Source organism: Streptococcus oralis, from assembly GCF_001075875.1.
GTDB classification, from domain to species: Bacteria; Bacillota; Bacilli; order Lactobacillales; family Streptococcaceae; genus Streptococcus; species Streptococcus oralis_I.
Genome location: NZ_JUOS01000173.1, coordinates 1 through 24,933, shown reverse-complemented (window position 1 = coordinate 24,933; position 24,933 = coordinate 1). Strand labels below are relative to the sequence as shown.

Sequence of the window (24,933 nt, the reverse complement as noted above, 5' to 3'; positions counted from 1 at the left end):
TTGGAAGAACCAAACTTCAACTCGCTTATCCAATCTCAGCGATGACTTCAATTTCGACTTTTACATCGCGAGGAAGACGAGCTACTTCCACAGCTGAACGAGCTGGAAATTCCTTATTAAAGGCTGTTTGGTATACCTCATTGAAAGGTACAAAGTCGTTCATATCACTCAAGAAACAAGTTGTTTTAACAACATGGTCAAAATCTGTACCTGCTTCTGCTAAAATAGCTCCAATGTTTTTCAAAACTTGTTCAGTCTGTTCTTGAATCGTTTCTCCTACGATTTCTCCAGTTTCAGGAGATAAAGGAACTTGACCGCTAGCAAACAAAAGGTTCCCAACGATCTTTCCTTGAACGTAAGGCCCAATTGCCTTTGGAGCTTTATCTGTATGAATTGTTTTTGCCATATGTATTCCTCACAATTTTTCTAAAATAGCATCCCAAGCTTGATCCATTCCTGCTTTTGTTACGGATGAAAAGAGGACAAAATCATCACTTGGATCAAAGTTTAATTTCTTTTTAATGGCTGATTCGTGCTTGTTCCATTTACCTCGCGGAATCTTGTCTGCCTTGGTCGCCACAATGATGACAGGAATCTCATAATATTTAAGAAATTCGTACATCTGTACATCATCTGCTGACGGATCATGACGAAGGTCAACGAGACTAACCACTGCTCGAAGATTTTCTCGAGTGGTTAAGTACTCCTCAATCATGCGTCCCCATTTTTCGCGTTCCTTTTTGGACACACGGGCATAACCGTAACCAGGCACATCTACAAAACGCATCTTATCATCAATATTAAAGAAATTAAGTAGTTGTGTTTTCCCTGGTTTTCCAGAGGTACGAGCTAGATTTTTACGATTGAGCATGGTATTGATAAAGCTCGATTTACCAACATTTGAGCGTCCTGCAAGAGCAATTTCAGGGAGTTCATCCTGCGGATAGTGGGACTTATTGGCAGCACTCAATAAAATCTCAGCATTGTGTGTATTGATTTCCATAGTCACCTCTAGGCTGTCTCTAGGATTGGCTTAGCTGTTCCATCAACTGCTTCTTTTGTGATACGAACTGTTTTCACATTTTCTTGACTTGGAACTTCAAACATAACATCTAGCATGGTTTCTTCGATGATTGAGCGAAGACCACGCGCACCAGTTTTGCGTTCAATAGCTTTGTTAGCAATCTCTTGGAGAGCCTCATCGTCAAATTCAAGCTCAACATCGTCATATGAAAGCAAGGTCTGGTATTGTTTAACCAAGGCATTTCTTGGCTCTTTCAAAATGCGAACCAAGTCATCTACTGTCAACTGCTCCAAGGCTGCAAAGACAGGCAAGCGTCCAATCAACTCAGGAATAATTCCGAATTTTTGAATATCCTCTGCGATGATTTCTTGCATGTAAGAGCTGTTTTCGTCAATAGCCTTGTTGTTTTGTCCAAAGCCGATAACTTTTTCACCAAGACGCTGTTTGACAATTTCTTCGATGCCATCGAAGGCACCACCCACGATAAAGAGGATATTCTTAGTATCCACTTGAATCATCTCTTGTTGTGGATGTTTGCGTCCGCCTTGAGGTGGCACACTAGCTACAGTTCCTTCGATAATCTTGAGGAGGGCTTGTTGCACCCCTTCACCAGAAACATCACGTGTGATAGACACATTCTCGCTCTTCTTAGCAATCTTATCGATTTCGTCTACGTAAATAATTCCACGTTCTGCACGTTCGATGTTAAAGTCAGCTGCTTGCAAGAGTTTGAGGAGAATATTTTCCACGTCCTCACCGACATAACCAGCCTCAGTAAGAGCTGTTGCATCTGCAATAGCAAACGGTACATTCAAACTTCTAGCAAGAGTTTGAGCAAGGAAAGTCTTCCCTGAACCAGTTGGGCCAATCATCAAAATGTTTGACTTTTGCAAATCCACATCTTCTGACTCTTCACGAGTGTCATGGAAATTGATGCGTTTGTAGTGGTTATATACAGCAACTGCCAGAGCACGTTTGGCACGATCTTGACCAATCACATAGTGGTTCAAGATGTTTAGGAGTTCGATTGGTTTTGGTACCTCAGACAAGTCTGCTAGGACTTCCTCTGCCAACTCCTCACGAATAATCTCCTGAGCCAACTCCACACATTCATTACAGATAAAGGCGTTGTTCCCAGCGATTATTTTTTTAACTTCTTCTTGGCTTTTGCCACAAAATGAGCAATAAACCATCATATCATTTTTCCTATTTGTAGGCATGATTCCCTTCCGTTCTAAATGATTTTTCTATCTAAAATAAGGTCATATAAAAAGCATGAATGCTATTTACCAAGTTTGTAAAAGCATTAAGCCAAAGTAGAGTAGCAAGTCCAAAGCGCTTTTTACGAAAAGCGTGTGTTCCAGCTACAAGACAGACAGCACACAAAAGAGCTGTAAAAAATCCAAAAATACTGCGCTCCATTAGACTTCCTTTCTCTTTCTATATTCGATGGTAAAATCATAGACATTTTTCTCATCTTTGGAATAAGATTTGCTTGCAAGAGTCTCAAAAACAGTCAAATCAAAATCTTCCGGGAAATAGGTATCCCCTTCAACTTGAGCATGAATTTGTGTCACAATAATCTCATCGAGATAAGGTTCAAAAAGCTGAAAAATCTGCTTGCCACCAAGGATATAGAGATTCTTATCCTGATGATGATACCAGTCTAAAACCTGCTCAACATTTTGGAAAACCAGAGCCCCCTCAATTGACTCTTCAGGATTGCGCGTCAAAATTAGGGTCTCACGTCCTGGAAGCAATCGTCGCCCAATTCCATCAAAGGTGACACGTCCCATTAAAATGGCATGATTCAAGGTTGTTTCTTTGAAATGTTTTAACTCTGCTGGCAAATGCCATGGCAAGCGATCCTCTTTTCCGATCACACCCTTTTCATCTTGAGCCCAGATGGCTACGATTTTCTTTGTCATGCTTTCATCCTTTTCATTGATAGTTCTATTTTATCAAAAATCTCTAAAAAAGACTGTTTTGGAATGCCTTCAGAGAGAGAAAAAATCCGTAGCAAATGATCTACGGATTTTTTATTTACCTAATGCTTTTTACAAACCAGGTGCTTGTCCTAATTCTGCCGCAAGCATCCAGACTGTTTTTTCAAGGTCTGCCTTAGCACCAACGAAAATATCATTGGTTACATCATCACCTTCTTCATCTGTTACATCCAAAGCTTTTTGGAAAAGAGTGATGAGGTAACGATAAATTTCAAGAACACGTTCCAAACTTTCTTCTACGTTGCGGAATTCTCCAACTTCTTCTTCGATTTCACTGTGTTGAAGGAATTCTGTCAAAGTAGAATATGGTTTGCCACCAAGTGTAATCAAGCGTTCGCTGATTTCGTCAAGGTAACCATCAAGGCTATCCATGTATTCATCCATCTTAGGATGCCATACCATGAAACCACGTCCACGCATGTACCAGTGTACTTGATGAAGAGCGATATGGGCCACATACAAGTCTGCTACTGATTGATTCAAAACTTCCTTTGTATTTACTAGCGCTTCTGCCGCTGGTTTAGTTAATGTTGCTACATCTTTTACTGCTTCTTTTTTCAATTCTACCATTTTTCTCACCTCATGATTATTTTTTGTAACCATCTTTATTGATTACTATTTTAGTATACTACTCCCAGTAGACAAAAGCAAGGGAATTAACTCATATTAAAAAAGTTCTAATTGACTGATAATTTAAGAAAACGAATAGCTATTTATTCTAGCTATTTTCTCTGTTTTTATTCGAAAATTGACTTTGATAAAGGTCATAATAGAAACCTTTTGCAGCTAAAAGACTCTCATGATTTCCCTGTTCGATTATCTGTCCACCTTTCAGCACCAAAATTTTGTCAGCTTCCTGAATTGTCGAAAGACGGTGAGCAATGACAAAGCTTGTTCTTCCCTTCATCAAACGCTTCATAGCTTTTTGAATCAAAAGCTCTAAGCGCGTATCGACTGATGAGGTCGCTTCGTCCAAAATTAAGATTTTAGGATCTGCCAAGAGAGCACGCGCGATAGTTAACAACTGTTTTTGCCCAAGAGAAATATTACTTGACTCTTGGTTCATTTCCATGTTATAGCCACCAGGAAGGGTGCGGATAAAGTGGTCAACATTGGCCGCCTTAGCAGCCTCGACGATTTCTTCATCTGTTGCATCCAGATTTCCAAAGCGAAGATTTTCCTTGATACTGCCTTCATAGAGCCAGGCATCCTGTAGGACCATCCCAAACTGTCGACGATAGTCCTGACGAGACAGGTCACGAATATCTTGGTCATCCACTAAAATGGCTCCAGCTGTCACATCGTAAAAACGCATGAGAAGGTTAATCAAGGTTGTTTTCCCTGCTCCAGTAGGTCCAACGATAGCTACCATCTCTCCAGGTTCAACATCTAAGTTAAAATTGCGAATCAATGGTTTGTTTTCCACATATTGGAAATCGACATTTTTGAAGCTAACCTGACCTGTCAATGGTGCCAGTTCTTTTACTTCAGCAGTTTGAACTTCTTCCTGTTCATCTAAAACTTCGAAGACACGATCAAGCGAAGACTTAGCACTTTGCATTTGCCCAGCTAACTGAGTGATATTTTGGATCGGTTGGCTGACTTGCCACACATACTGAACGAAAGCTTGCATATTACCAATCGTCAAGCGCCCTGCAATAACCTGCAATCCACCCAATACTGCAACAATCAGGTAAGTTAAATCAGACACGATATGAAGGGCTGGCATCATCAAACCTGAAATAAAACTTGCCTTGAATCCAACCTGTTGCAATTCATCCGTAATCTTTTCAAATCTCTCTTGAGAGTTTTCTTCGCGTCCGAAAAGTTTTAGAACATTGAAACCTGTCAAGTTTTCCTGTACAAATCCATTCATACGTCCCAATATAGCTGCCTGCTGTTTAAAGTATGGTTGCGAACGATTTAGAATCGTTTTAGCTCCAAAATAAGTTATCGGAATTGACAAGATAACAATGACAGCCAACTGAATATTTAGATAGAGCACCATTCCCATAACAAAAAGAATGGTAAAGGCTGCATTGACAATCTGTAAGAAAGATTGTTGTAGAGCGTTTGAAACAGTTTCAACGTCACTTGTAAAACGACCGAGCAAATCTCCAAACTGGTGCTTGTCAAAGTAGGACACAGGAATGCGATTGATTTTTTCACTCATTTCATTTCGCAAATCCTGTATCATGGACTGCACCGCATTGGTCATAAAGTAGTTTGAGTAGTAAGAACCCAACTCATAGAGAAGACCACGCAAGAGATAGATCACTAGAATTACTGCGATATAGCTGGTATTGATAGCCGCTCCTGCAACACCATTTGCCATAGCAAGAAGATTGCTGGTTAATTCTGTGATAGCAAGCCCTAATACGAAAGGCTCGATAACACTCATAATGACGCTAACTATTTTCAAGAAGACTGCAAAGAAAACAGAGAATCGATAGGCTTTTAAATAGCTCCATAGACGAGCTAGACTAGATTGTTGTTTCATCCTTTACCTCCTATTCTTCTGTCAGAGACGCATTTTTCAGCTGCGACTCAGCAATTTCTCGATAGATGTCATTGGTCTCCATCAATTCTTCATGACGGCCACGACCAACGATTTCACCCTTATCAAGGACGATAATCTGGTCAGCATCCATGATAGTTCCAACACGCTGTGCAACAATCAATACCGTAGCATCTTGCGTCACTTCCTTGAGACGACGGCGTAAAATAGCATCTGTACGATAGTCTAAGGCTGAGAAGGAATCGTCAAAGATGTAGATGTCTGGACCCTTGATGACTGCGCGGGCAATCGACAAGCGTTGTTTCTGACCACCTGATAGGTTGCTTCCTCCTTCGGCCAGATGCGTTGCAAAACCTTCTTCTCGACTTTCGATAAAGTCTTTGGCTTGGGCTACATCAGCTGCTTGGTGCAAGTCCTCATGACTGGCATCCTCTTTCCCGTAACGGAGATTGTCTGCGATAGTCCCAGTAAAGAGCAAGGCCTTTTGTGGAATAAATCCAATCTTCTGACGGAGTGATTTGAGACGGTAATCCCGTACATCAACACCATCGACCTTGATTTTCCCTAACGTAACATCGTAGAAACGAGGAATCAATTGAACCAGAGTAGACTTACCTGAACCAGTTGAGCCGATAAATGCAATAGTTTCTCCCGGTTTAGCAGTAAAGGAGATGTTGTGTAAGACAGGGCTTTCTGTTTCCCCAGGATAGGCAAAGGTCACATTATCAAATTCTAGATATCCATGAGTTTCTGTCTCTTGAATTCCGTCCTCATTTGGATCAATGGAAATGGGCATGTCCATGATTTCCTTCAAGCGTTCACTAGATACGGCAGTACGTGGATACATGGTAAAGAGGTTTGACAAGAAGAGGAAGGACAAAAGAGCGTGGAAACTATACTCGATAAAGGCCACCAAATCCCCAATCTGCAAACTTCCCTGTTTGAGAGGATCCAAAGCAAACCAAACGATAGCCACAATCATGGCAATAATGATCTGCACAAAAAGTGGTTCCGTCAAACCAGTCAATTTGAACAAGCGATTGGAATTGTCTGCATAGATTGCATTTTTCTCTTCAAAACGGTTTTCTTGGAAGTCTTCACGAGCAAAGGCACGAATCACTCGTAGTCCCATCAAATTTTCACGGACATACTGGTTAATCTTATCCAGTGTTTTCTGTTGTTTTTCAGATAAAGGACGGGTTTTGACCGCCACATAAATGACTACTACAGCTAGAAAAGGAACGGAAAAAGCGACAATCCAGGCCAGTGAAGGACTCGTCAAGAAAATCATGAGAATACTTGATAACATCATCATAGGAGTGATAACACCCAACTTAAGCGTTTGTTCCGCAAACTGCATGAGGACAAAGGCATCACTAGTAATACGAGTGACTAGTGAAGACACACCAATTTGCTCGTACTCATGATGAGAGTACTCTTGCAGCTTAGCATAGACATCATCCCGCATGTCCTTAACCATATTCGTGGTCAGTTTACTAGCAGCATAAGCCAGAACAACCCGTCCAAATGTTCCCAAGACGATTATGACCAACATGACGATAGCCCAAAAATAGAGCTTATCCTTGTCTCCTTGGTTGATTCCCTGATCAATCATACGAGCCAGTACAGTCGGTAGCCCAAGATTGACAATAACAAAGAAAATAGCTCCGAAGAAGTCTAAAACTAGCCATTTGGGATAGCGCTTGAGATAAGACCAAATATAAAGCATAATTCTCCTTTCTTTTTCTTCTAAAACGTAGAAAAGAGCGTGCTTACGCACGCCTTTTTACTAAAAAGAAGACAGGCAGTCTTAACCTCGAGAGAGGGAACTGTCTGTCTCAGATATTTGAGGCTTATTTTACAAAGTCAAGCAATGCCAAGAAGCTTTCTGGGTCAAGTGATGCACCACCTACAAGAGCTCCGTCAACGTCTGGACAAGCCATGTATTCAGCAACGTTTTCAGGTTTAACTGAACCACCGTATTGAACACGTACTTTGTCAGCTACTTCTTGACCGAAGTCAGCAGCTACAACGTCACGAACAACTTTACACATTTTTTGTGCGTCGTCTTGTGAAGCTGATTTACCAGTACCGATAGCCCAGATTGGCTCGTATGCGATAACTGTTGAAGCGACTTGTTCTGCAGTCAATCCAGCAAGAGCAGCTGAAACTTGAGCACCTACGAATTCTGCTGCTTTACCAGCTTCGTAAGTTTCAAGTGACTCACCACAACAGATGATTGGAAGCATACCATTAGCAAAGATTGCTTTTGCTTTTTTGTTGATGTCTTCGTCTGTTTCGTGGAAGTAGTCACGACGTTCTGAGTGACCGATCACAACGTAGTCAGTACCGATTTCTTTCAAAACTTGTGGGCTAGTTTCACCTGTGAAAGCACCTGCATTTTCAAAGTAGCAGTTTTGAGCAGCAACTTTAAGGTTTGAACCTTTAGCAGCAGCAAGAACAGTTGTCAAGTCAAGAGCAGGAGCTGCGATACCTGCTTCAACAAGGTCTGATGAAGGAAGTTTTGATGCTACAGCTTCAACGAATGCTTTTGCTTCTTCTGGGTTTTTGTTCATTTTCCAGTTACCAGCGATAAATGGTTTACGTGACATTTCACATACCTCTTTTTTCATTTTATTTTCTACTTATTTTATCATATTTATAGATAGCTTGCAAATCTTACTCTGTAACTAGAAGTCTTCTTTTCAAAAACTTTCCAGTCGCCATTTCTATTTGAAAGCTGGCTTGCGCCTCGTTAATTTGACCACTGCTTCTGTTCTAGCCGTGTGTGGAAACATGTCAACGGACTGGATATAATGCAGGTCATAAACCTCTAGCAATCGGACTAAATCACGCGCCAAGGTAGACACATTACAGGATACATAAACCATCTTTTCAGGAGCGTATTTGACAATGGTATCCAAGAGCTTATCATCTAAACCTGTACGCGGCGGGTCTACTATCAAAGCATCTGCACGATAGCCTTCCTTGTACCAACGAGGAATAATTTCTTCTGCAGTCCCTGCTTCATAGTGAGTATTGGTATAACCCATACGCTTAGCATTTTCTTTGGCATCCTCAATAGCTTCTGGGATAATATCCATCCCTCTCAAACTTTTGACTTTTTTAGCAAAAGCAAAACCAATGGTCCCAACACCACAATAGGCATCAATCAGATGGTCATTCTCAGTCACATCCAAGGCCTTAACCGCTTCACTATAGAGAATTTCAGTCTGTTCAGGATTAAGCTGATAGAAAGCTCGAGGTGAAAGAGAGAATTCATAATCTAGAACACCTTCGCGTATACTATCTTGACCCCAAATAATCTCTGTCTTGTCCCCATAAATCTCAGAAGTTTTGGCAGTATTGGTATTGACTGCGACAGTCACTACTTCAGGATAATCCTTGACTAGGTCTTTCACAAATTGAGTCAAATTCAATTGGCGATTGGTGACAATGATAATCTGAACTTGCCCAGTTTTCCGTGCTCGACGAACCATGATGGTCCGAACTCCAAGAATTTTCCGTTCATCTGTAATCGGAATTTGATGATAGGTCAAGAGTTCAGCAATGCGATTGGCAATAGATTGCGTTTCCTTGTCTTGAACAAGACAGTCCTTTAACTCGACCAAATAATGGGAATTCTGAGCATACAAACCTGCCTTGACTTGACCTTTAAACTTTCGTGTTTGAAATTGCAGTTTAGCCCTATAATACTTTGGTTTCTGCATGCCAATGGTTGGTCTGATTTCAAAGTTTTCATAGCCAGCAGGGGCAAATTTTTTTAGAGCTTGATGAAGAAGATCTGTCTTGAATTCTAGCTGCTTATCATAATGTAGGTGCATGATCTGACAACCTCCACACTCATTATAAATGGTACAGTCTGGAACCACTCGAAACTTAGATTTTTTATTGACCTCAAGCAGTTTAGCCTCAACGTAGTTACGCTTAACCGAAGTCACCTGACAATAGATATCTTCTCCCTTGAGGGCACCTGGAACAAAAACGAGGGTTTTCTGGAAAAAACCAATTCCTTCTCCGTTAATCCCCATGCGCTTGATTTTTAATGGAATTTTTTGTTTGACTTTTAGATTCATAAGTCTATTATACCACGTAGTTTCTCAATGGTTAAGAATATGTTACAATAAAACCATGAATACAAAGATATCTTTTTCCTCATTGGATTTTCCTGAGCAATTACGAACTTATATAGAGGGGACAAGCCTTTCTGACAGCTCTTCTCATTCAGGGGCAAGAGTTCTCTATCTTGACTCAGGTTACTATTTGAAAATAGATCAAAAGGGAAGATTAGAGCGAGAAGCTCGCATTGCAACTTGGTTTGAACAAGAGGGAATGGGAACTCCAGTCATCCTCTATCTATCTACGGATAAAGACTACCTCCTGACTAAAGAGGTTATTGGTCAAGATGCTCTCGCTTTTTTAGATCAGCCAGAAAAAATCTGCCAAATCATGGCAGAGGCTCTCAAAAAGCTTCACAGCTTACATCCGAAAAATTTTCCATCAGAAAATCATTTACAAACCTATAAAGACAGAGCCTTTAAAAACTATGAAAAAGGCGAGTTCTATGCCAAGGCGCTCCTACCCCAATTCCAAATCAACAGTCGCGAAGAAGCCTTCCAACTCATTCGAGAACAAGGGCACCTTTTAAAGACAGATGCCTTTATTCACGGGGATGCCTGTCTCCCAAATTTTATTCTCAAAGATGCTGGCCATTTCTCTTGCTTTATTGATTTGGGTTTGGCTAATTTTAGTGACCGACATATCGATCTTTTTTGGGCTATTTGGTCCCTCAATTACAACTTAAAAGATCCCAAATATGCTGAACTATTTCTCGACTATTACGGAAGGGAACTGGTTGATAAAAACAAACTTCGACTCGTTGCTGCCTTTGAAGCGTTTGGATAAAAGGAAAACCATGAAAATCACAAAACTTGAAAAGAAAAAACGACTCTATCTGCTCGAACTTGATAGCAATCAAACCTGTTATATTACAGAGGATACTATTGTTCGCTTTATGTTGACCAAGGATAAGGAAATTAGTCCCCAAGAGTTTTCAGAGATTCAGGCTTTTGCACAATTCTCCTACGGAAAGAATCTAGCCCTCTACCACTTATCCTTCAAGGCTCGCACTGAAAAAGAAGTCAGAGATTATCTTGTTAAACATGATATGGATGAGAAAATCATCCCCCACGTCATCCAGTCTCTAAAGGATGACAACTGGATCAACGACCGTCAGTATGCTTACGCTGTTATCAACTCCAATCAGCTATCTGGTGACAAGGGAAGCTATATGTTGATAAAGAAAATCTCTCAAAAAGGCGTTGCCAAATCCATCGTCCAAGAAGTTTTACAAGAATTTGACATGATGGAAGTCGCTCAGCGTACAGCTGAAAAACTACTGAAAAAATATGATAGTAAACTCCCTGCCCGTGCCTTGCAAGACAAGATTATCCAAAATCTTACCAACAAAGGTTTTTCCTACTCGGAAGCTAAAACAGCCTTTGATCAACTGGATAGCAAGGTAGAGGAGGAAACCGTTCAGGAACTAATTTTTAAAGAGTTGGATAAACAATATCGAAAATACTCACGAAAGTATGAAGGATACGAACTCAAACAACGCTTAACCCAAGTTTTAGCACGAAAAGGCTACGATTTTTCGGATATAGCCAGCGCTCTCAGAGAATATCTATAATTTTTTCATGAAAAACTAAGAACTTTAAACAAAAATGTGATACAATAGTAAACGATAAACTTATAAATTGTAGAAAGTTGGTTAGTTATGAAACTTCCAAAAGAAGGCGACTTTATTACAATTCAAAGTTATAAGCATGATGGGAGTCTTCACCGTACTTGGAGAGACACCATGGTACTAAAAACAACAGAGAACGCTATTATCGGCGTCAACGACCACACACTTGTTACCGAAAGTGACGGTCGTCGTTGGGTAACTCGAGAACCGGCTATTGTTTACTTTCACAAGAAATATTGGTTTAATATTATCGCTATGATTCGGGATAATGGTATCTCCTACTACTGCAATATGGCAAGTCCTTACTATCTAGACGAAGAAGCTTTAAAGTACATTGACTATGATTTGGATGTTAAAGTTTTTACAGATGGTGAAAAACGCCTCTTGGACGTTGAGGAGTATGAACGACATAAGCGAAAAATGAAGTATTCTTCTGACTTAGACTATATTTTGAAAGAGCATGTTAAGATTCTTGTTGATTGGATCAACAATGAACGAGGCCCCTTCTCAGAAGCCTATGTCAATATTTGGTACAAACGCTACGTAGAACTAAAGAATCGGTAAAGTTGTCAAAGGTCAGGAACAAAATCCTGACCTTGTTTTTATTTGAAAAAATACAAATCACTTTCGTATCAAAATAGTTAGCTTTGTCTTTCTACATAGCACCAATCCTTATCCTTTAGTACAATCCTTGGAAAAAATGACTTAACAAAGAAAATGTTATTTAATCTACTAACTGATTTAATCGTTTTTGAAAATATAAAGCAATATTTTTAAACTCAATAAACTCAAAATATTTAATGACATTGTTCATTTGTTTAATTCCAGATTCTTTAGATTCTGTCAGGTATATTTTATATCCTTCTACAAATTTGAATGTAGATTTTTCAAAAACTTTTGTGTCATCTTTTAATAATTTTTTTAATTTCATTTCAAAGTAGTCTGCATATATTAGATGTGAATTTTCAAGGCAACAAAACCAAAAATTTAAACAAGCTGACACAACTAAATTCCTATTCTTGCCGATTTTTTCGTAATAATGTGTACGCTCTAGTATTTCTTTTCCGACCCTGTAAATATAATCTATTTCAAAAAGATGATATAAATTACCAATCAGCGTTATCTCATAGGACTCCCATCGTTCCTTCTGGAATAAATAGTCATATACTAAATTTAGATCATCTCTACTAACTACATGATTACAATCTATTTGATTTAATAATCCCTGAACCATAATTGTATTTATTTTATGAGTTTTTTCCCCACTCTTCTCAAAAAGTTTTTGTTGCTCATTTTTTATTTCCTCCAACCCTTTAGTATTCAAACTATAAAAATTTGGAGATAAATTAACCAAAAAATCATCAAGCTCAGATCTTTTATAATGTTCTAGGTAGTTACAAAAATTCTCTATCGAAACATTGATATTTGATAATAATTTAAAGAACGTTGAAAGAGAAATTTCATTTTCCCCCCTTTCAAATCTAGAAAGTTGAGATTTTGATATAAAATCAGATGCAGCATACTCTAAAGAGTATCCGTTTAATTTTCTAAAATATCGAAAAGCTTCTCCATAATTTTTCACAATTTCGTTCCCTTAGCTTTCTTTTCGAGCGATAAACATACCATATTCTTTAGGAATAATCAACATACCATTATTAAACTCACTTTCCAATCTTTTACGTATTATTTCCTCTTCTAGCGAACCTATTTCTGAAATTCCTTTAAACGATTGGATGTATTTAACTAGGTCATCTATACTAGTTACCTGTAACTCATCATCATAGAGTAATGTATCGACAGAGTTAAAATACCTACTCAGGTACCTTTTACCATTTTGTAATGTAAACGTTTTATTTTCTAAATCTTGATCAACCTCATCTTTAAATAAACTTGCCAAATAATCTACAACTCCATTTTCACCAAATGTAGCACAGTAAAAAACACCTCCTGTTTTTAAGACTCTATTCACCTCAGAGAGCGCTTTAGGAATATCATTTACATGATGTAGAAGCATATTAGCAATAACAATATCAAACGTTTCATTCCCAAAAGAAATCTTTTGAATATCCATTATTTCATAGTTGACACTGTCTCTATTTCCAATCACTGACTTCGTAGTTTCTAGCATTTCATTAGAAAAATCTGTTATAACCAACTGCTTCATCTTGTCTATAGAATCAAGATTACTTTTCCACAGTTCTCCTGTACCACATCCCAATTCTAGAACCTTTACTTCATCAGTGATTTCGTAGTTAGAAAATATCCAATTGTTAAATCCCAATTTATTTTTTGAATACTTCTTATGCAATTCTACTCGAATATCAAGATTATCATGACTTTTATATTGTTCAATTACTTCATCAATCATTTAAAATGACCTCCACTCTATAATTTGACATTATATCACAAGAATAAACACAGTGTTAAATAAGTTGTATAAATGCAAAAAGAAATAAATTTTCCACAGTATTGAACTCTTTATTGGACTTCTAGACTCCAAAAAATACTTTTAACCTAAACTTCATTTTTCATCCACCAGTTTTAAGTCTCAACTAGTTTATTGAAGGCTTGCGAGTCATGGACTAGGAATTCAAAGATTGGTCCATCGATTTCTCTCCATCACCTTTTCCTAGCAAAAAACCTGCCACATTAGGCAGGTTTCCCTTTAAATATCTAACTTCGTAACAGTGAACTTGATATGCGAATAGTCTTTTTCGATATCCTTATCTACCATAAAGGCTGTTGCATCCTTCTTGACCTGTACCAAGTCAATATTTTGAGCTTGAGCAGCATAGACACAGCCACAATAACATTGGCGATAAATGTCGTACTCTTCACACATTTCTACAGAACGTTTGTAGCCTTGATTTTTCTTAAAGTCGCTCGGAAGATAATGAGTTGTGTAGATTTTCTGCACATCAATCCCGATACTATTGATGGTTTGTGAATTTTTGTGAGGACTGATAGTCAGGGCCGAACCAAAGTAGTCAAATCCCAAGTCCATAGCTACCTGCGCTGTTTTATCCAGACGATAGTCAAAACAAACCTTGCAACGATCGCCACCTTCAGGTTCTTCTTCCAAACCTCGGACCAGTTGACGGTATTCGTTGGGTTCATAAGGTGCTTCTAGGTATTGGACATGATTTCCTGTTCGCTCATTGAAATCACTGACAAATTTTTTGGTCACATAAGCACGCTTGTGATACTCAGCTTTAGGATGGATATTTGAATTAGCAAAATAGATAGTCACATCTGCATACTTGGTCAAATACTCTAAAGTATAGGTGCTACAGGGAGCACAACAGACGTGCATGAGAATGGTTGGTCTTTCTTCATTTTTTTCCCAAACTTGAACCATCTTTTGCATGACACGGTCATAGTTGATCTTTTGATTGGGATTCATCTTACTTAGAATTTCTTCTACATCGATCATACTCTTCTCCTTTTCCTCTTGCTATTGTACCACAGGATGATCCTTTGGGCAAATAGGTTTTCGTGCTTTACTCAGTTTTTAAGTCCTTATCTAATAGCTTTCCCATCCTTGTCAGACTGATTATTAAGATAGGACAGGTTAAAATCAAGATAAGACCTAGAACTAAAAAGACCGCTACAAGACCCCAACGATCGATCAACCAACCTGTCAGTGGAAATATGACAATCATGGAAAGACTAAAGAGCATGGAATTGATACTAAGCATAGTTGCTCTTACACTGGAAGGTAAATAACCTTGTAAGTCATTAAAATAGATCGGCTGATAAACTGCATAAAGTGTATCAGTTAAAAGATATACAAGAAGAAAAGCAAAGGGGGTCCCTGAAAACACCAACAACAAGGCCAAGCCCGTTAGTGCAACAAGAGTCGGAAAAACTCGATTGCTATTCCATTTTTTACCAATTTGACTAGCTATATAAACCGCTATAAGATTTAAGCCACTACCAATCAGCATGACCAGCGAAACCTGCCATCCTGCTAAGTCACTTATTTTCTGCTGATAGTAAAAGTAAAACATGCACATGAGTGTCCCGACTAGCTGATAAGTCATCATCCAGTAAAAGAGTACTGGTTTTTCCTGCCATTCTTTTCGAACTTGCAGGACAATCGTTTTAAAAGTTAAGGCTTCATTTTTCTCTCTCTTAGCCATTGGTTCTTTCATCAAATAAATCAAGATTATAGACAGAAATGAAAATCCAATAGCAATCAGATAGGTCCAAGCTAAGGCTCCGTGAATAAAGAAGCCTGCCACAACTGTACCTAAGGTTCGGGTGACTTCTGCCACACCAGACAAAAAACTAGAAATCTGAAGATAGCGGTCCTTTTGACCTGCTTCAACTGTTGAATCATATAAGAAAGCGGTACTGGTCCCCGAATCAAAATTATAGGACCAAGCGTTGACCATCATAGCAAAAGCATAAATCCAAAAATTCCCCTGACCAAACAAAATCAAGATAGAGGACACAATACTGGCCAAGCGAGCCAAATAGAGATTGGTCTTGTAGCTAAATCGATCGGCCAACATACCAGATGGGATTTCACATAAGAGACTTGTCCCATGAAAGATACTCTCTAATAGACCGATTTGAAGTAAGGAAAGACCATTTTGAATGAAAAATAAAATCCAAAAACTGGTGATTCCAAAATAAGAAGTGAATTCCAGACCTGCTAGGAGTGGAATATTGCGTTTGTAAGTTCTTTTAAACATCGTTTTCTCTCTTTCAATATATAATATGAGTTTTTCTAAAAGACTTACTTAGAGTTGCCTACATTTTCTCCACCTCTTTCATTTAAAGTAAAAACGCCAGACGGCGTTTATAGTTATTAAGGTTTAATACGGTGCAACATACGTGGGAATGGAATGGCTTCACGGATGTGTTTTGTACCAGCTGCGAAGGTTACCATACGCTCGATACCAATACCAAATCCACCGTGCGGGACTGTACCGTATTTACGTAGGTCAAGGTAGAATTCATATTCTGTACGATCCATACCAAGAGATTCCATCTTCGCTACAAGGGCATCGTAGTCTTCCTCACGCATTGAACCACCGATGATTTCTCCGTAACCTTCTGGTGCGAGCAAGTCTGCACAAAGTACGCGATCTGGGTTACCAGGAACTGGTTTCATGTAGAAGGCCTTGATGTCTGCTGGGTAGTTAATCACGAAGGTTGGTACACCAAAGTGGTTTGAAATCCATGTTTCGTGTGGTGAACCAAAGTCATCACCATGCTCGAGATGTTCGTAGTCTGCATCTTCATCATTTTCATGCTCTTGCAAGAGGTCAATGGCTTGATCGTAAGTGATGCGTTTGAATGGCTCTGCAATATAGCGTTTCAAGAGTTCTGTATCACGCTCCAATGTTTCCAAGGCTTGTGGAGCACGGTCAAGAACACCTTGAAGCAAAGCTTTTACATATGCTTCTTGCAAGTCTAGTGACTCATCATGTGTCAAGTATGAATACTCCGCATCCATCATCCAGAACTCTGTCAAGTGACGGCGAGTCTTTGATTTTTCAGCACGGAATACTGGACCAAAGTCAAAGACACGACCAAGAGCCATAGCACCGGCTTCAAGATAAAGTTGACCAGATTGGCTCAAGTAGGCTGGTGTCCCAAAGTAGTCTGTTTCGAAAAGTTCTGTAGAATCTTCTGCAGCATTTCCTGAAAGAATTGGGCTATCAAACTTCATGAAGCCATTTTTATCAAAGAACTCATAAGTTGCATAGATGATAGCATTACGGATTTGCATGACAGCAACTTGCTTACGAGAACGAAGCCACAAGTGACGGTTGTCCATCAAGAAGTCTGTTCCATGTTCTTTTGGAGTGATTGGGTAATCTTGAGATTCACCGATCACTTCGATGTCTGTAATATCCAACTCGTAACCAAATTTAGAACGCTCGTCTTCTTTAACAATACCTGTCACGAAAACAGATGTTTCTTGGCTTAGACGTTTGATGATATCAAATTTTTCAAGCCCCACTTCTTCTCCAAATTTTTCGATAAAGTTTGGTTTAAAAGCTACACCTTGGAAAAAGGCTGTTCCATCACGCAATTGTAAGAAGGCAATTTTCCCTTTTCCTGATTTGTTGGCAACCCAAGCACCGATAGTGACTTCTTGACCAACGTAATCTTTTACTTCGATAATTGTTACACGTTTTGTCATCATTTATCTTCCTTTTTTCGTTTAACTTGTCCAAAGACATTATTACTCATTATTGTACCACAAATAATGCCTGATAGCTAGCTAGTTTAACAGAAATTCATAAGTTTTTAGCTACAAAAACCTCCGCCAAAAGGACGGAGGTTTAACTTCTTATTTTTCCATAAATCGGTGCAAACGACGAATAGCTTCTTTAAGAGTTTCCAAGTCTGTCGCATAACTGAGACGAACATTCTCTGGTGCTCCAAATCCGGCTCCTGTAATCAATGCTAGACCAACTTCTTCAAGAATAGCTGTTGTAAATGCTGTTACATCGCTATAACCTTTCATCTCCATAGCTTTTTTGACATTTGGGAAGAGATAGAAGGCTCCTTGTGGTTTGACAACCTCAAAACCAGGGACTTCACACAAGAGTGGATAGATGGTATTCAAACGTTCTTCAAATGCTTGACGCATAACTTCCACAGAATCTTGCGATCCAGTTAGCGCTTCAATCGTTGCATATTGAGATACTGCTGTCAGATTTGAAGTCGTTTGACCAGTCAATTTGCTCATAGCAGCAATGATTTCTGGATCACCTACTGCATAACCAACACGCCAACCAGTCATAGCGTAGGCCTTAGACACACCATTGATGACAATGGTTTGCTTGCGAATGGCTTCTGACAGACTAGAGATTGGGACAAATTCATTTCCATTATAGACCAAACGACCATAAATATCATCTGCTAGGATGAGAATATCATGTTCAACAGCCCAATTTCCGATAGCCAAGAGTTCCTCACGAGAATAGATCATACCGGTAGGATTAGATGGTGAGTTCAGAACCAAGACCTTGGTCTTATCTGTTCGAGCTGCTTCTAATTGCTCCACGGTTACTTTAAAGTGATTGTCTTCCTTAGCTTGGACAAATACTGGAACACCACCAGCCATCTTAACCTGGTCTCCATAGCTGACCCAATATGGTGTTGGAATAATGACCTCATCGCCTGGATTGACCACAGCCATAAAGAAAGTATAAAGGGAAAACTTGGCACCTGTAGCAAAAGTGACCTCATTAGCCGCTACAGAATAACCATAATAACGTTCAAAATAGGTATTGACCGCTGCTTTTAATTCAGGTAAACCTGAAGCTACCGTATAGAAAGAAGCACGTCCATCTCGAATAGCCTCAACAGCAGCATCCTGAATATTTTCAGGAGTATGAAAATCGGGCTGACCTAAAGTTAAGAAAAGGACATCTTTTCCTTCAGCCTTTAATTTCTTAGCTCTTGCATCGCTAGCCAGAGTGACACTTTCTTCCATTTCTAAGACACGTTTAGATAATTTCATAGTTTCTCCTTTTCGATTAGGGCACCAGTTTCAAAATCCACTAGATAGTAGTCTCCTCCAGACTTGATTTCCCAAACAGGCTTTTCAGCATACCGTCCAAAGGTAACCGTATCAATTTCAGTTGCTCCTTTTTCTCTAACAACTGCTTCTGCTTTTTCTTGTGAAGTACCATTTTCTAGTTGATATACGTAAATATTGTTATTACTTTTCTCTATTAAAACAGCAACTGGTTTCTGATTCTTATCTTGACCAAGAACACTATAATAGCTTTCTAAGCCATTAAAGATATCAACCTGGCTGACCGTTTCTAGATTCGCATACTGCTTAGCCAGTTTTTCCCCTTCTACCTTTGCTGTCTGATAAGGCTTCATGCTAAGCCACACCAAATAGAGAAAGGAAGAAGTCACAACTAGAGCCAACAGGGTCAAGCCAATGCTGTACTGAAATAATAAGGAATTTTTTTCTTTTTTCTGTCTCATTTTCACTCGTCTATTTTACCATCTATCCAAGTGAATTACAAGTGAATAAAGGAGGAGTATTTAGCTCGGAACTTTTCTTATGACAGGAGTATATGAAGCTTGAATCATTGATTTCACAGACTTTTCATAATCTCTACTCCTCAAAATAATCTTGACTATCATCGATTTTTATTTTCTGAGCAGATTTCTTGCAAATGATTTTGTTTTGTTGTAACATTGTTTATAACAACAGAGATAACTCTGATTAAAATCTAAAGGAGACTCCCTATGTCTAAAAAAGTATTATTTATCGTTGGTTCACTTCGTGAAGGTTCTTTCAACCACCAAATGGCTCTAGAAGCTGAAAAAGCTCTTGCAGGTAAAGCTGAGGTTAGCTACCTTGACTACTCAGCAATCCCACTTTTTAATCAAGAACTTGAAGTTCCAACTCTTCCAGCTGTAGCAGCAGCTCGTGAAGCTGTTCTAGCTGCTGATGCTATCTGGATTTTCTCTCCAGTTTACAACTTCTCAATTCCTGGAACAGTGAAAAACTTGCTTGACTGGCTTTCACGCGCAATTGACTTGTCTGATACACGCGGAGCATCTGCTCTTCAAGATAAGATTGTAACAGTATCATCTGTAGCCAATGCAGGTCATGAACAACTCTTTGCAATCTACAAAGACCTCTTGCCATTCATCCGTACACAAGTTGTAGGTGAATTCACTGCAGCTCGTGTCAATGATTCTGCTTGGGTAGATGGCAAATTAGTCCTTGAAGACAGTGTTGCTACTTCACTAAAACAACAAGCTGAAGACTTGGTTCAAGCTATTCAATAATTGAATGAAAAAAAGATAGTAGAAAATGTTAGTTTCTACTATCTTTTTCTTAATCAACTAATTCATCAATCATACTATGTTTTAGTGGTAAACTACACATCACTAAAAGGAAAATAAAGGATGATTGAAGCCAAAAGAGAGCCAAATCAAAAATTCCGTGCACAGCTACTACTGTCAAGAAAGAGAGGTAAAGTCCAAGGATAGGACGCTTACTAGGTACTTGACTCATATCAATCAACATTCGTACCGGAGTGGCAGAAGCAATCCCCAAGAGAACTGTACCAACAACTCCATAACTCAAAATCGTATCTATATAAATACTATGAGCATGTTCATGATAAGGTGCTCCAATACGAGGGAAAGAGTGCATGTAGGTTAGTGGTCCTTCACCCCAGAATGGATTTTGCTTAAACAAGGCCATTCCAGCATTCCAGATAGAAACACGCTCTTCCATAGATGAATCTAAGGTTCCCATTCGAACACCCAAATCACTTGAAAATAGAAAGGCTAAACCAACCCCAAAAACTCCAATACTAAGCCAGAAAGCACGCCAGTTCTTAATGGTTGTGAAGAGATAAATAATCGCTCCAAAAATAATGGCTGGAAAAGCTGTACGATTCTGTGTAAAGTTTAAACCAAATAAATTAGCAAAGATGGCAATCATAGAAAAGATTCGTAACCATCTTAACTTAGTTGTGCTAATCAGATAAAAACCAATCATGATACAGAAACAACAGATAATTCCATAGTAATTGGGATTAAAGAAGGCAACTTCTGCTCGATTTTGATGCCAAACCTGCATTCGTGGTGAGAGAAAGGTATAATCAAATTTCTTTACAATTTGGAAATGTTCCAAGGCTGCAAAGACTGCTGCCAAGACACTTGAGGCTAAAATCCCTTCAATCGTCAACCTGAAAAATTTAGGAGTCAATTGAGCTTGATAATAGTAAAAGAAGATTTCAAACAGAAACATTGCAACTGAGGCAACTACTCCCATCACATTTTGTGCTAGAAGAGAAATTGCAGTGCTATAGGCAATAAAAAAGAGCAAAACAGGGTGTTGAGACAAACGTTTCAAGATCCCCTTCATCTCCCCAGTATATACTAACCAAAGTAAGTAAGAGATAAAAATAATAACAAAAAGATAAAAAGGGAGAAAAATACTCAGAATAACTCCTAAAAGAAGTCCTTCTTGTTTCGATAAACTTTTTAACTTTTCAATGACACCTATTGATTTCACAACAGATCCTTTCCTTCTGAATATTACATTCAGATAAATAAGCTATTAAAACATTTTACCATTTTTCAAGCGATTTGAAAACCTCTTTACCTCTATACTCCTAACTAAAACTGGGTAAAATTTTATAGTTAGCTAAGATTACTTGAAAATCGCTATCCCTTTTTTAAAAATATGGTACAATAAATCTAATTATTCCAGAAAGGGTCTAGCATGAAATCCTACCAAGAAGTCTATAAAATACTAGTTACTGAGACTGATTATCTAAGCGGAGAAAAAATAGCTGAGAGATTAAATCTATCTCGAACTTCCGTATGGAAAGCTATCCAACGTCTCCAGCAAGAGGGACTGGAGATTGACAGTATCAAAAACCGTGGGTATAAACTTCTGGACGGAGACCTTATCTTGCCTGAGGAAATCGAAGCGAATAGTCCCATTACTGTCCAGTTTAAACCCTCAACAAAATCTACCCAAACTGATGCTAAAGAGGCTATGGAAGCTGGTGCCAAAGGGGATAGGCTCTACCTTTCCACTAGCCAAACTATGGGACGTGGCCGTTTTCAACGTCCTTATTATTCTCCAGATAAGGGGGGGATTTACATGTCCCTTCACCTACAACCCAATCTCCCTTATCAGAATCTTCCAGCCTATACACTTCTAACAGCTGGAGCTATCTACAAGGCTATCAAAAACCTTAGTTTAATCGACGTGGATATCAAGTGGGTCAATGACATTTATCTGAACCAGAAAAAAATTGCTGGTATTCTAACAGAAGCCATTACCTCTGTCGAAACTGGACTCGTTACAGATGTTATCATTGGGGTCGGGATCAACTTTTCTATCGCTGAATTTCCAAAGAATCTACAAACTAAAGCTGGAAGCTTATTTTCTCAACATACTCCCATTACTCGCAATGAATTAATTGCTGAAATCTGGAAATGTTTCTATGAAACAGAAGCCGATGAACTCCTCTATCTCTATAAAAAACGCTCAATCGTTTTAGGAAAAGAAATTTCCTTCAAGAAGGATCAGGAAATAATCACAGGAAAAGCCTGTGACATCTCTGACCAAGGTCAACTGCAGATAGAATTAGCAAACGGTGAAAAGATTTGGCTCAATAGTGGCGAAGTTTCACTGACTAAATGGTAGTTTTCCTAGATCAAAAAAATCGACCTTTATTATTGAAGGTCGATTTTTGATCTGTTATTTTTTCAAACGTTCAACGTCACGCGCAATGACCAATTCTTCATCCGTTGGAATTACCAGTACACGTACACTTGCTGCATCTGTCGAAATATCTCCGGTTGCACCAAAGACATTTTTCTCTGGATCTACATCACAACCGAACCAAGAAATCCCTGAAATAACATCTTCACGTACATTAGTAGAATTTTCACCGATACCTGCTGTGAAAATAATAGCATCTGCTCCATTTAGGACTGCAAGGTATTGACCAATATGTTTTTGGATACGGTCAACATACATTTCATAAGCCAAAGTAGCATCGTGATCTCCTGCATCCATAGCAGCAATTACATCACGCATATCACTAGACTTACCTGAAACACCCATCAACCCTGACTCACGATTGAGGATACGACTGATGTCCTCAGGCTTGTTAAAGTCCTCTGTATATTGCATTAAATAAGGAATGATGGCTGGGTCAATATCCCCTGTACGAGTTCCCATCATTACACCACCAAGTGGAGTGAATCCCATTGAGGTATCAGCAGATTTCCCACCCTTAACAGCTGTAATAGAGGCACCATTACCGATGTGACAAGTGATTAACTTCAACTCTTCAAGTGGACGGCCCAAGAGTTTTGCTGCTTCTTGAGCAACGTACTGATGGCTAGTTCCATGGGCTCCGTACTTACGAACCTTGTTTTCTGTGTAATATTTTGTTGGTAGAGGATAGCGATAAGCTTTCTCTGGCATTGTTGTATGGAAGGAAGTATCAAAAACAACGACACTCGTAATATCTGGCAATAATTCTTTGAAGGCACGAATACCCGCAGCATTCGCAGGATTGTGCAATGGAGCAAGAAGACCTAACTCTTCAACTTTTTCAATTACATCACCTTCCACGACTGTAGACTCTTTGAAGTACTCTCCACCTGCAACGACACGGTGTCCAACACCAGTAATTTCATCATAAGATTTAATAATATCAAAACGAATCAAGTCATCAAGCAAAATCTTAACTGCCAAAGTATGGTTGTCAATGTCAAGGACTTGTTGTTCTGAGCGACCATCGAACTTAACTGTAGAAATAGAATCTTTCAATCCAATTCGCTCAATCAACCCTTTTGCAAGCACTTTTTCTTCTGGCATTTGGTAAAGTTGCCATTTCAAGCTAGAGCTTCCAGCGTTAATTGCAATGGTTTTTGTCATAATGTTTCCCCTTTTTTAAGCGTTTTCAACTATTATATCAAAATTTATACTAGATTTCATGTTCTTGACACCAATTTTGAAAATTTTCCTTAAATTCCAACAAAATTTCAGGATCACGAAGACTAGCAAGTGGATAAACGAAGGGCTCAAAGCCTTCTATCACTTTCTTTTGTACAACAAAAATGGTCTTAGACTGGGCTCCTTGAGCGAAGAGATCCTCTGGTAAAGCTACGATAGCTACTAGTTGAGCCTGATCAGTCAGCCAGGATTTCAAGAGGTCACTCTGAGGACTCATCAAAAGATCTGTTGGAGCAAGGAAAATAGCATAGCCTCCCGTCTTAAGATACTTGAGAGATTGCTCCATTAATAGATGATGAGCATAAGTATGTTCATCCTTTGCTGCCACTTGGTAACGTGAGGCAATCTGATCGTCTGGGTAGTAGCCAATCGGGAGGTCGCTCACGATAATATCACTTTCTTTTAATACTTGTGGACGTACTGCATCTCCTTGGACAAAGCCCATTTGAAGATCCATAACTTCCGCCATGCTTGCAGCCAGATCAATCAAGAGATCATCAAGCTCAATCCCTAGGTAATCTACCTTTTTGTTCATGGACGTTAAAAAGCTAGCACCCAGAATTCCCATCCCAGAGCCCAATTCTAGTAGACTTAGATCTTTAGCAGGCCACAATTGCTCCATCAAAAAAATCATCAAGTGACCAATCGCATCTGGTGTAAACTGGTGGTTGGCCTGAAGAGGTTCCGTTTGCGCTGCCTTCATTAATAAGAATTGGTAGGTTCGTAACCACTCTTCTTTTCGAAGAGCCAATCGTTTTAAAGCTTGATTGTTTTTCTTGACATCTTCCAGATTTGTCTGACCATCCAGATAGATTCCATTTTGCTCAATTAAGGCATCGTAAAAATTTGTTGTCAAATCATTTTGAATGATTTGGACATTTTCTAGTAAATAGGTATATGCTTGTTCAATTTTTTCAAAATCCATACCCTTATCTTACCAAAAATAATGTCCTTTTTCCAGATTTTCATAATTGTGAAAATGAAAAAAAGAAAATCTACCTCCCGAATAGATTTTCTCTGTTTCATGATTATTTCCAAACACCACTGGCATCTACATAATATCCATCTGGTGTGCGTGTATTGCTAAGCATATTACCAGATGAAGCCAGATAGTACCACTTA

26 protein-coding genes are annotated in these 24,933 nt (G+C 38.9%); 5 read left to right on the top strand and 21 right to left on the bottom strand.

What is annotated here, in order from left to right:
• Nucleotides 1–25 precede the first annotated feature (25 nt).
• The 10 genes from ADM33_RS09285 to rlmD form a co-directional block, all read right to left on the bottom strand.
• A complete protein-coding gene (locus tag ADM33_RS09285) occupies nucleotides 26–406 on the bottom strand; it encodes a RidA family protein (RefSeq protein WP_001140424.1) in 381 nt (126 codons plus the stop codon).
• 9 nt (nucleotides 407–415) lie between these two features.
• On the bottom strand, nucleotides 416–1,003 hold the full coding sequence (gene yihA / locus ADM33_RS09280; protein WP_049504729.1) for a ribosome biogenesis GTP-binding protein YihA/YsxC: 588 nt from the start codon (nucleotides 1,001–1,003) through the stop codon (nucleotides 416–418).
• Between the two features lie 8 nt (nucleotides 1,004–1,011).
• Nucleotides 1,012–2,244, bottom strand: coding sequence for an ATP-dependent Clp protease ATP-binding subunit ClpX (gene clpX, locus ADM33_RS09275; protein WP_006145154.1), 1,233 nt, complete (start codon nucleotides 2,242–2,244; stop codon nucleotides 1,012–1,014).
• 31 nt (nucleotides 2,245–2,275) lie between these two features.
• A complete protein-coding gene (locus tag ADM33_RS11605) occupies nucleotides 2,276–2,446 on the bottom strand; it encodes a hypothetical protein (RefSeq protein ID WP_000442255.1) in 171 nt (56 codons plus the stop codon).
• Entirely contained in the window at nucleotides 2,446–2,952 is a 507-nt protein-coding gene (locus ADM33_RS09265) for a dihydrofolate reductase (protein ID WP_049504725.1), read from the bottom strand. Before ADM33_RS09265 ends, ADM33_RS11605 begins: the two co-directional genes overlap by 1 nt.
• Before the next feature lie 129 nt (nucleotides 2,953–3,081).
• On the bottom strand, nucleotides 3,082–3,600 hold the full coding sequence (locus ADM33_RS09260; protein ID WP_049504723.1) for a Dps family protein: 519 nt from the start codon (nucleotides 3,598–3,600) through the stop codon (nucleotides 3,082–3,084).
• Nucleotides 3,601–3,748: 148 nt separating this feature from the next.
• Nucleotides 3,749–5,530, bottom strand: coding sequence for an ABC transporter ATP-binding protein (locus ADM33_RS09255; RefSeq protein ID WP_049504721.1), 1,782 nt, complete (start codon nucleotides 5,528–5,530; stop codon nucleotides 3,749–3,751).
• 10 nt (nucleotides 5,531–5,540) lie between these two features.
• Nucleotides 5,541–7,277: an ABC transporter ATP-binding protein gene (locus ADM33_RS09250; protein ID WP_049504720.1), complete on the bottom strand. Its 1,737-nt coding sequence runs from the start codon at nucleotides 7,275–7,277 to the stop codon at nucleotides 5,541–5,543.
• Between the two features lie 124 nt (nucleotides 7,278–7,401).
• Entirely contained in the window at nucleotides 7,402–8,160 is a 759-nt protein-coding gene (tpiA, locus tag ADM33_RS09245; protein WP_045763546.1) for a triose-phosphate isomerase, read from the bottom strand.
• Between the two features lie 117 nt (nucleotides 8,161–8,277).
• Nucleotides 8,278–9,645: a 23S rRNA (uracil(1939)-C(5))-methyltransferase RlmD gene (gene rlmD, locus ADM33_RS09240; protein ID WP_049504718.1), complete on the bottom strand. Its 1,368-nt coding sequence runs from the start codon at nucleotides 9,643–9,645 to the stop codon at nucleotides 8,278–8,280.
• Nucleotides 9,646–9,700: 55 nt separating this feature from the next.
• Between rlmD and ADM33_RS09235 the strand changes: the two genes are divergently transcribed.
• From ADM33_RS09235 to ADM33_RS09225, 3 genes are all read left to right on the top strand, one after another.
• On the top strand, nucleotides 9,701–10,474 hold the full coding sequence (locus tag ADM33_RS09235) for an aminoglycoside 3'-phosphotransferase (RefSeq protein ID WP_049504717.1): 774 nt from the start codon (nucleotides 9,701–9,703) through the stop codon (nucleotides 10,472–10,474).
• A 10-nt stretch (nucleotides 10,475–10,484) separates the two neighbouring features.
• Nucleotides 10,485–11,261 carry a recombination regulator RecX gene (gene recX, locus ADM33_RS09230; RefSeq protein ID WP_049504715.1) on the top strand — a complete coding sequence of 259 codons (777 nt, stop codon included), beginning with the start codon at nucleotides 10,485–10,487 and terminating at the stop codon, nucleotides 11,259–11,261.
• A gap of 87 nt (nucleotides 11,262–11,348) precedes the next feature.
• Nucleotides 11,349–11,882 (top strand): nucleoside tri-diphosphate phosphatase, encoded by a 534-nt coding sequence (locus tag ADM33_RS09225; protein ID WP_049504712.1) that lies wholly within the window; start codon nucleotides 11,349–11,351, stop codon nucleotides 11,880–11,882.
• A 160-nt stretch (nucleotides 11,883–12,042) separates the two neighbouring features.
• Here the strand turns inward: ADM33_RS09225 and ADM33_RS11000 are convergent, their stop codons facing one another.
• The 7 genes from ADM33_RS11000 to ADM33_RS09185 all read right to left on the bottom strand — a co-directional run bounded on the left by ADM33_RS11000 (nucleotide 12,043) and on the right by ADM33_RS09185 (nucleotide 19,292).
• Nucleotides 12,043–12,900, bottom strand: a complete 858-nt coding sequence (locus tag ADM33_RS11000) for an Rgg/GadR/MutR family transcriptional regulator (RefSeq protein WP_080982723.1) — start codon at nucleotides 12,898–12,900, stop codon at nucleotides 12,043–12,045.
• 12 nt (nucleotides 12,901–12,912) lie between these two features.
• Nucleotides 12,913–13,686, bottom strand: a complete 774-nt coding sequence (locus ADM33_RS09210) for a class I SAM-dependent methyltransferase (RefSeq protein ID WP_049504711.1) — start codon at nucleotides 13,684–13,686, stop codon at nucleotides 12,913–12,915.
• A 297-nt stretch (nucleotides 13,687–13,983) separates the two neighbouring features.
• Nucleotides 13,984–14,751, bottom strand: coding sequence for an epoxyqueuosine reductase QueH (locus ADM33_RS09205; protein ID WP_049504710.1), 768 nt, complete (start codon nucleotides 14,749–14,751; stop codon nucleotides 13,984–13,986).
• 67 nt (nucleotides 14,752–14,818) lie between these two features.
• Nucleotides 14,819–16,018, bottom strand: a complete 1,200-nt coding sequence (locus ADM33_RS09200) for an MFS transporter (protein ID WP_049504709.1) — start codon at nucleotides 16,016–16,018, stop codon at nucleotides 14,819–14,821.
• A gap of 116 nt (nucleotides 16,019–16,134) precedes the next feature.
• Nucleotides 16,135–17,478 (bottom strand): asparagine--tRNA ligase, encoded by a 1,344-nt coding sequence (asnS, locus tag ADM33_RS09195; protein ID WP_414716796.1) that lies wholly within the window; start codon nucleotides 17,476–17,478, stop codon nucleotides 16,135–16,137.
• A gap of 150 nt (nucleotides 17,479–17,628) precedes the next feature.
• Nucleotides 17,629–18,807, bottom strand: a complete 1,179-nt coding sequence (locus ADM33_RS09190) for a pyridoxal phosphate-dependent aminotransferase (RefSeq protein ID WP_049504705.1) — start codon at nucleotides 18,805–18,807, stop codon at nucleotides 17,629–17,631.
• Nucleotides 18,804–19,292, bottom strand: coding sequence for a DUF5590 domain-containing protein (locus tag ADM33_RS09185; RefSeq protein WP_025171282.1), 489 nt, complete (start codon nucleotides 19,290–19,292; stop codon nucleotides 18,804–18,806). The genes ADM33_RS09190 and ADM33_RS09185 overlap by 4 nt, the downstream gene beginning before the upstream one ends.
• Nucleotides 19,293–19,553: 261 nt before the next feature.
• On the opposite strand from ADM33_RS09185, the gene ADM33_RS09180 reads away from it, so the two are divergent.
• Nucleotides 19,554–20,102: an NAD(P)H-dependent oxidoreductase gene (locus ADM33_RS09180; RefSeq protein ID WP_049504703.1), complete on the top strand. Its 549-nt coding sequence runs from the start codon at nucleotides 19,554–19,556 to the stop codon at nucleotides 20,100–20,102.
• A 49-nt stretch (nucleotides 20,103–20,151) separates the two neighbouring features.
• On the opposite strand, the gene ADM33_RS09175 is transcribed toward ADM33_RS09180, so the two are convergent.
• Nucleotides 20,152–21,342 carry an O-antigen ligase family protein gene (locus tag ADM33_RS09175; RefSeq protein ID WP_049504700.1) on the bottom strand — a complete coding sequence of 397 codons (1,191 nt, stop codon included), beginning with the start codon at nucleotides 21,340–21,342 and terminating at the stop codon, nucleotides 20,152–20,154.
• 210 nt (nucleotides 21,343–21,552) lie between these two features.
• Here ADM33_RS09175 and birA point away from each other — a divergent pair, with 210 nt between their 5' ends.
• Nucleotides 21,553–22,488: a bifunctional biotin--[acetyl-CoA-carboxylase] ligase/biotin operon repressor BirA gene (birA, locus tag ADM33_RS09170; protein WP_049504698.1), complete on the top strand. Its 936-nt coding sequence runs from the start codon at nucleotides 21,553–21,555 to the stop codon at nucleotides 22,486–22,488.
• A 54-nt stretch (nucleotides 22,489–22,542) separates the two neighbouring features.
• Here the strand turns inward: birA and ADM33_RS09165 are convergent, their stop codons facing one another.
• The 3 genes from ADM33_RS09165 to ADM33_RS09155 all read right to left on the bottom strand — a co-directional run.
• On the bottom strand, nucleotides 22,543–23,733 hold the full coding sequence (locus ADM33_RS09165; protein ID WP_049504696.1) for an acetate kinase: 1,191 nt from the start codon (nucleotides 23,731–23,733) through the stop codon (nucleotides 22,543–22,545).
• Between the two features lie 49 nt (nucleotides 23,734–23,782).
• Nucleotides 23,783–24,736, bottom strand: coding sequence for a class I SAM-dependent methyltransferase (locus tag ADM33_RS09160; RefSeq protein ID WP_049504695.1), 954 nt, complete (start codon nucleotides 24,734–24,736; stop codon nucleotides 23,783–23,785).
• A gap of 103 nt (nucleotides 24,737–24,839) precedes the next feature.
• A partial coding sequence (locus ADM33_RS09155) for a choline-binding protein A (RefSeq protein WP_049504693.1) occupies nucleotides 24,840–24,933 on the bottom strand: 94 nt, incomplete at its 5' end.

Bases quoted from the DNA above. Each gene is read 5' to 3' on its own strand.
- ADM33_RS09285 (WP_001140424.1), bottom strand. From the start codon at position 406: ATGGCAAAAACAATTCATACAGATAAAGCTCCAAAGGCAATTGGGCCT.
- yihA (WP_049504729.1), bottom strand. From the start codon at position 1,003: ATGGAAATCAATACACACAATGCTGAGATTTTATTGAGTGCTGCCAAT.
- clpX (WP_006145154.1), bottom strand. From the start codon at position 2,244: ATGCCTACAAATAGGAAAAATGATATGATGGTTTATTGCTCATTTTGT.
- ADM33_RS11605 (WP_000442255.1), bottom strand. From the start codon at position 2,446: ATGGAGCGCAGTATTTTTGGATTTTTTACAGCTCTTTTGTGTGCTGTC.
- ADM33_RS09265 (WP_049504725.1), bottom strand. From the start codon at position 2,952: ATGACAAAGAAAATCGTAGCCATCTGGGCTCAAGATGAAAAGGGTGTG.
- ADM33_RS09260 (WP_049504723.1), bottom strand. From the start codon at position 3,600: ATGGTAGAATTGAAAAAAGAAGCAGTAAAAGATGTAGCAACATTAACT.
- ADM33_RS09255 (WP_049504721.1), bottom strand. From the start codon at position 5,530: ATGAAACAACAATCTAGTCTAGCTCGTCTATGGAGCTATTTAAAAGCC.
- ADM33_RS09250 (WP_049504720.1), bottom strand. From the start codon at position 7,277: ATGCTTTATATTTGGTCTTATCTCAAGCGCTATCCCAAATGGCTAGTT.
- tpiA (WP_045763546.1), bottom strand. From the start codon at position 8,160: ATGTCACGTAAACCATTTATCGCTGGTAACTGGAAAATGAACAAAAAC.
- rlmD (WP_049504718.1), bottom strand. From the start codon at position 9,645: ATGAATCTAAAAGTCAAACAAAAAATTCCATTAAAAATCAAGCGCATG.
- ADM33_RS09235 (WP_049504717.1), top strand. From the start codon at position 9,701: ATGAATACAAAGATATCTTTTTCCTCATTGGATTTTCCTGAGCAATTA.
- recX (WP_049504715.1), top strand. From the start codon at position 10,485: ATGAAAATCACAAAACTTGAAAAGAAAAAACGACTCTATCTGCTCGAA.
- ADM33_RS09225 (WP_049504712.1), top strand. From the start codon at position 11,349: ATGAAACTTCCAAAAGAAGGCGACTTTATTACAATTCAAAGTTATAAG.
- ADM33_RS09210 (WP_049504711.1), bottom strand. From the start codon at position 13,686: ATGATTGATGAAGTAATTGAACAATATAAAAGTCATGATAATCTTGAT.
- ADM33_RS09205 (WP_049504710.1), bottom strand. From the start codon at position 14,751: ATGATCGATGTAGAAGAAATTCTAAGTAAGATGAATCCCAATCAAAAG.
- ADM33_RS09200 (WP_049504709.1), bottom strand. From the start codon at position 16,018: ATGTTTAAAAGAACTTACAAACGCAATATTCCACTCCTAGCAGGTCTG.
- asnS (WP_414716796.1), bottom strand. From the start codon at position 17,478: ATGACAAAACGTGTAACAATTATCGAAGTAAAAGATTACGTTGGTCAA.
- ADM33_RS09190 (WP_049504705.1), bottom strand. From the start codon at position 18,807: ATGAAATTATCTAAACGTGTCTTAGAAATGGAAGAAAGTGTCACTCTG.
- ADM33_RS09180 (WP_049504703.1), top strand. From the start codon at position 19,554: ATGTCTAAAAAAGTATTATTTATCGTTGGTTCACTTCGTGAAGGTTCT.
- birA (WP_049504698.1), top strand. From the start codon at position 21,553: ATGAAATCCTACCAAGAAGTCTATAAAATACTAGTTACTGAGACTGAT.
- ADM33_RS09165 (WP_049504696.1), bottom strand. From the start codon at position 23,733: ATGACAAAAACCATTGCAATTAACGCTGGAAGCTCTAGCTTGAAATGG.
- ADM33_RS09160 (WP_049504695.1), bottom strand. From the start codon at position 24,736: ATGGATTTTGAAAAAATTGAACAAGCATATACCTATTTACTAGAAAAT.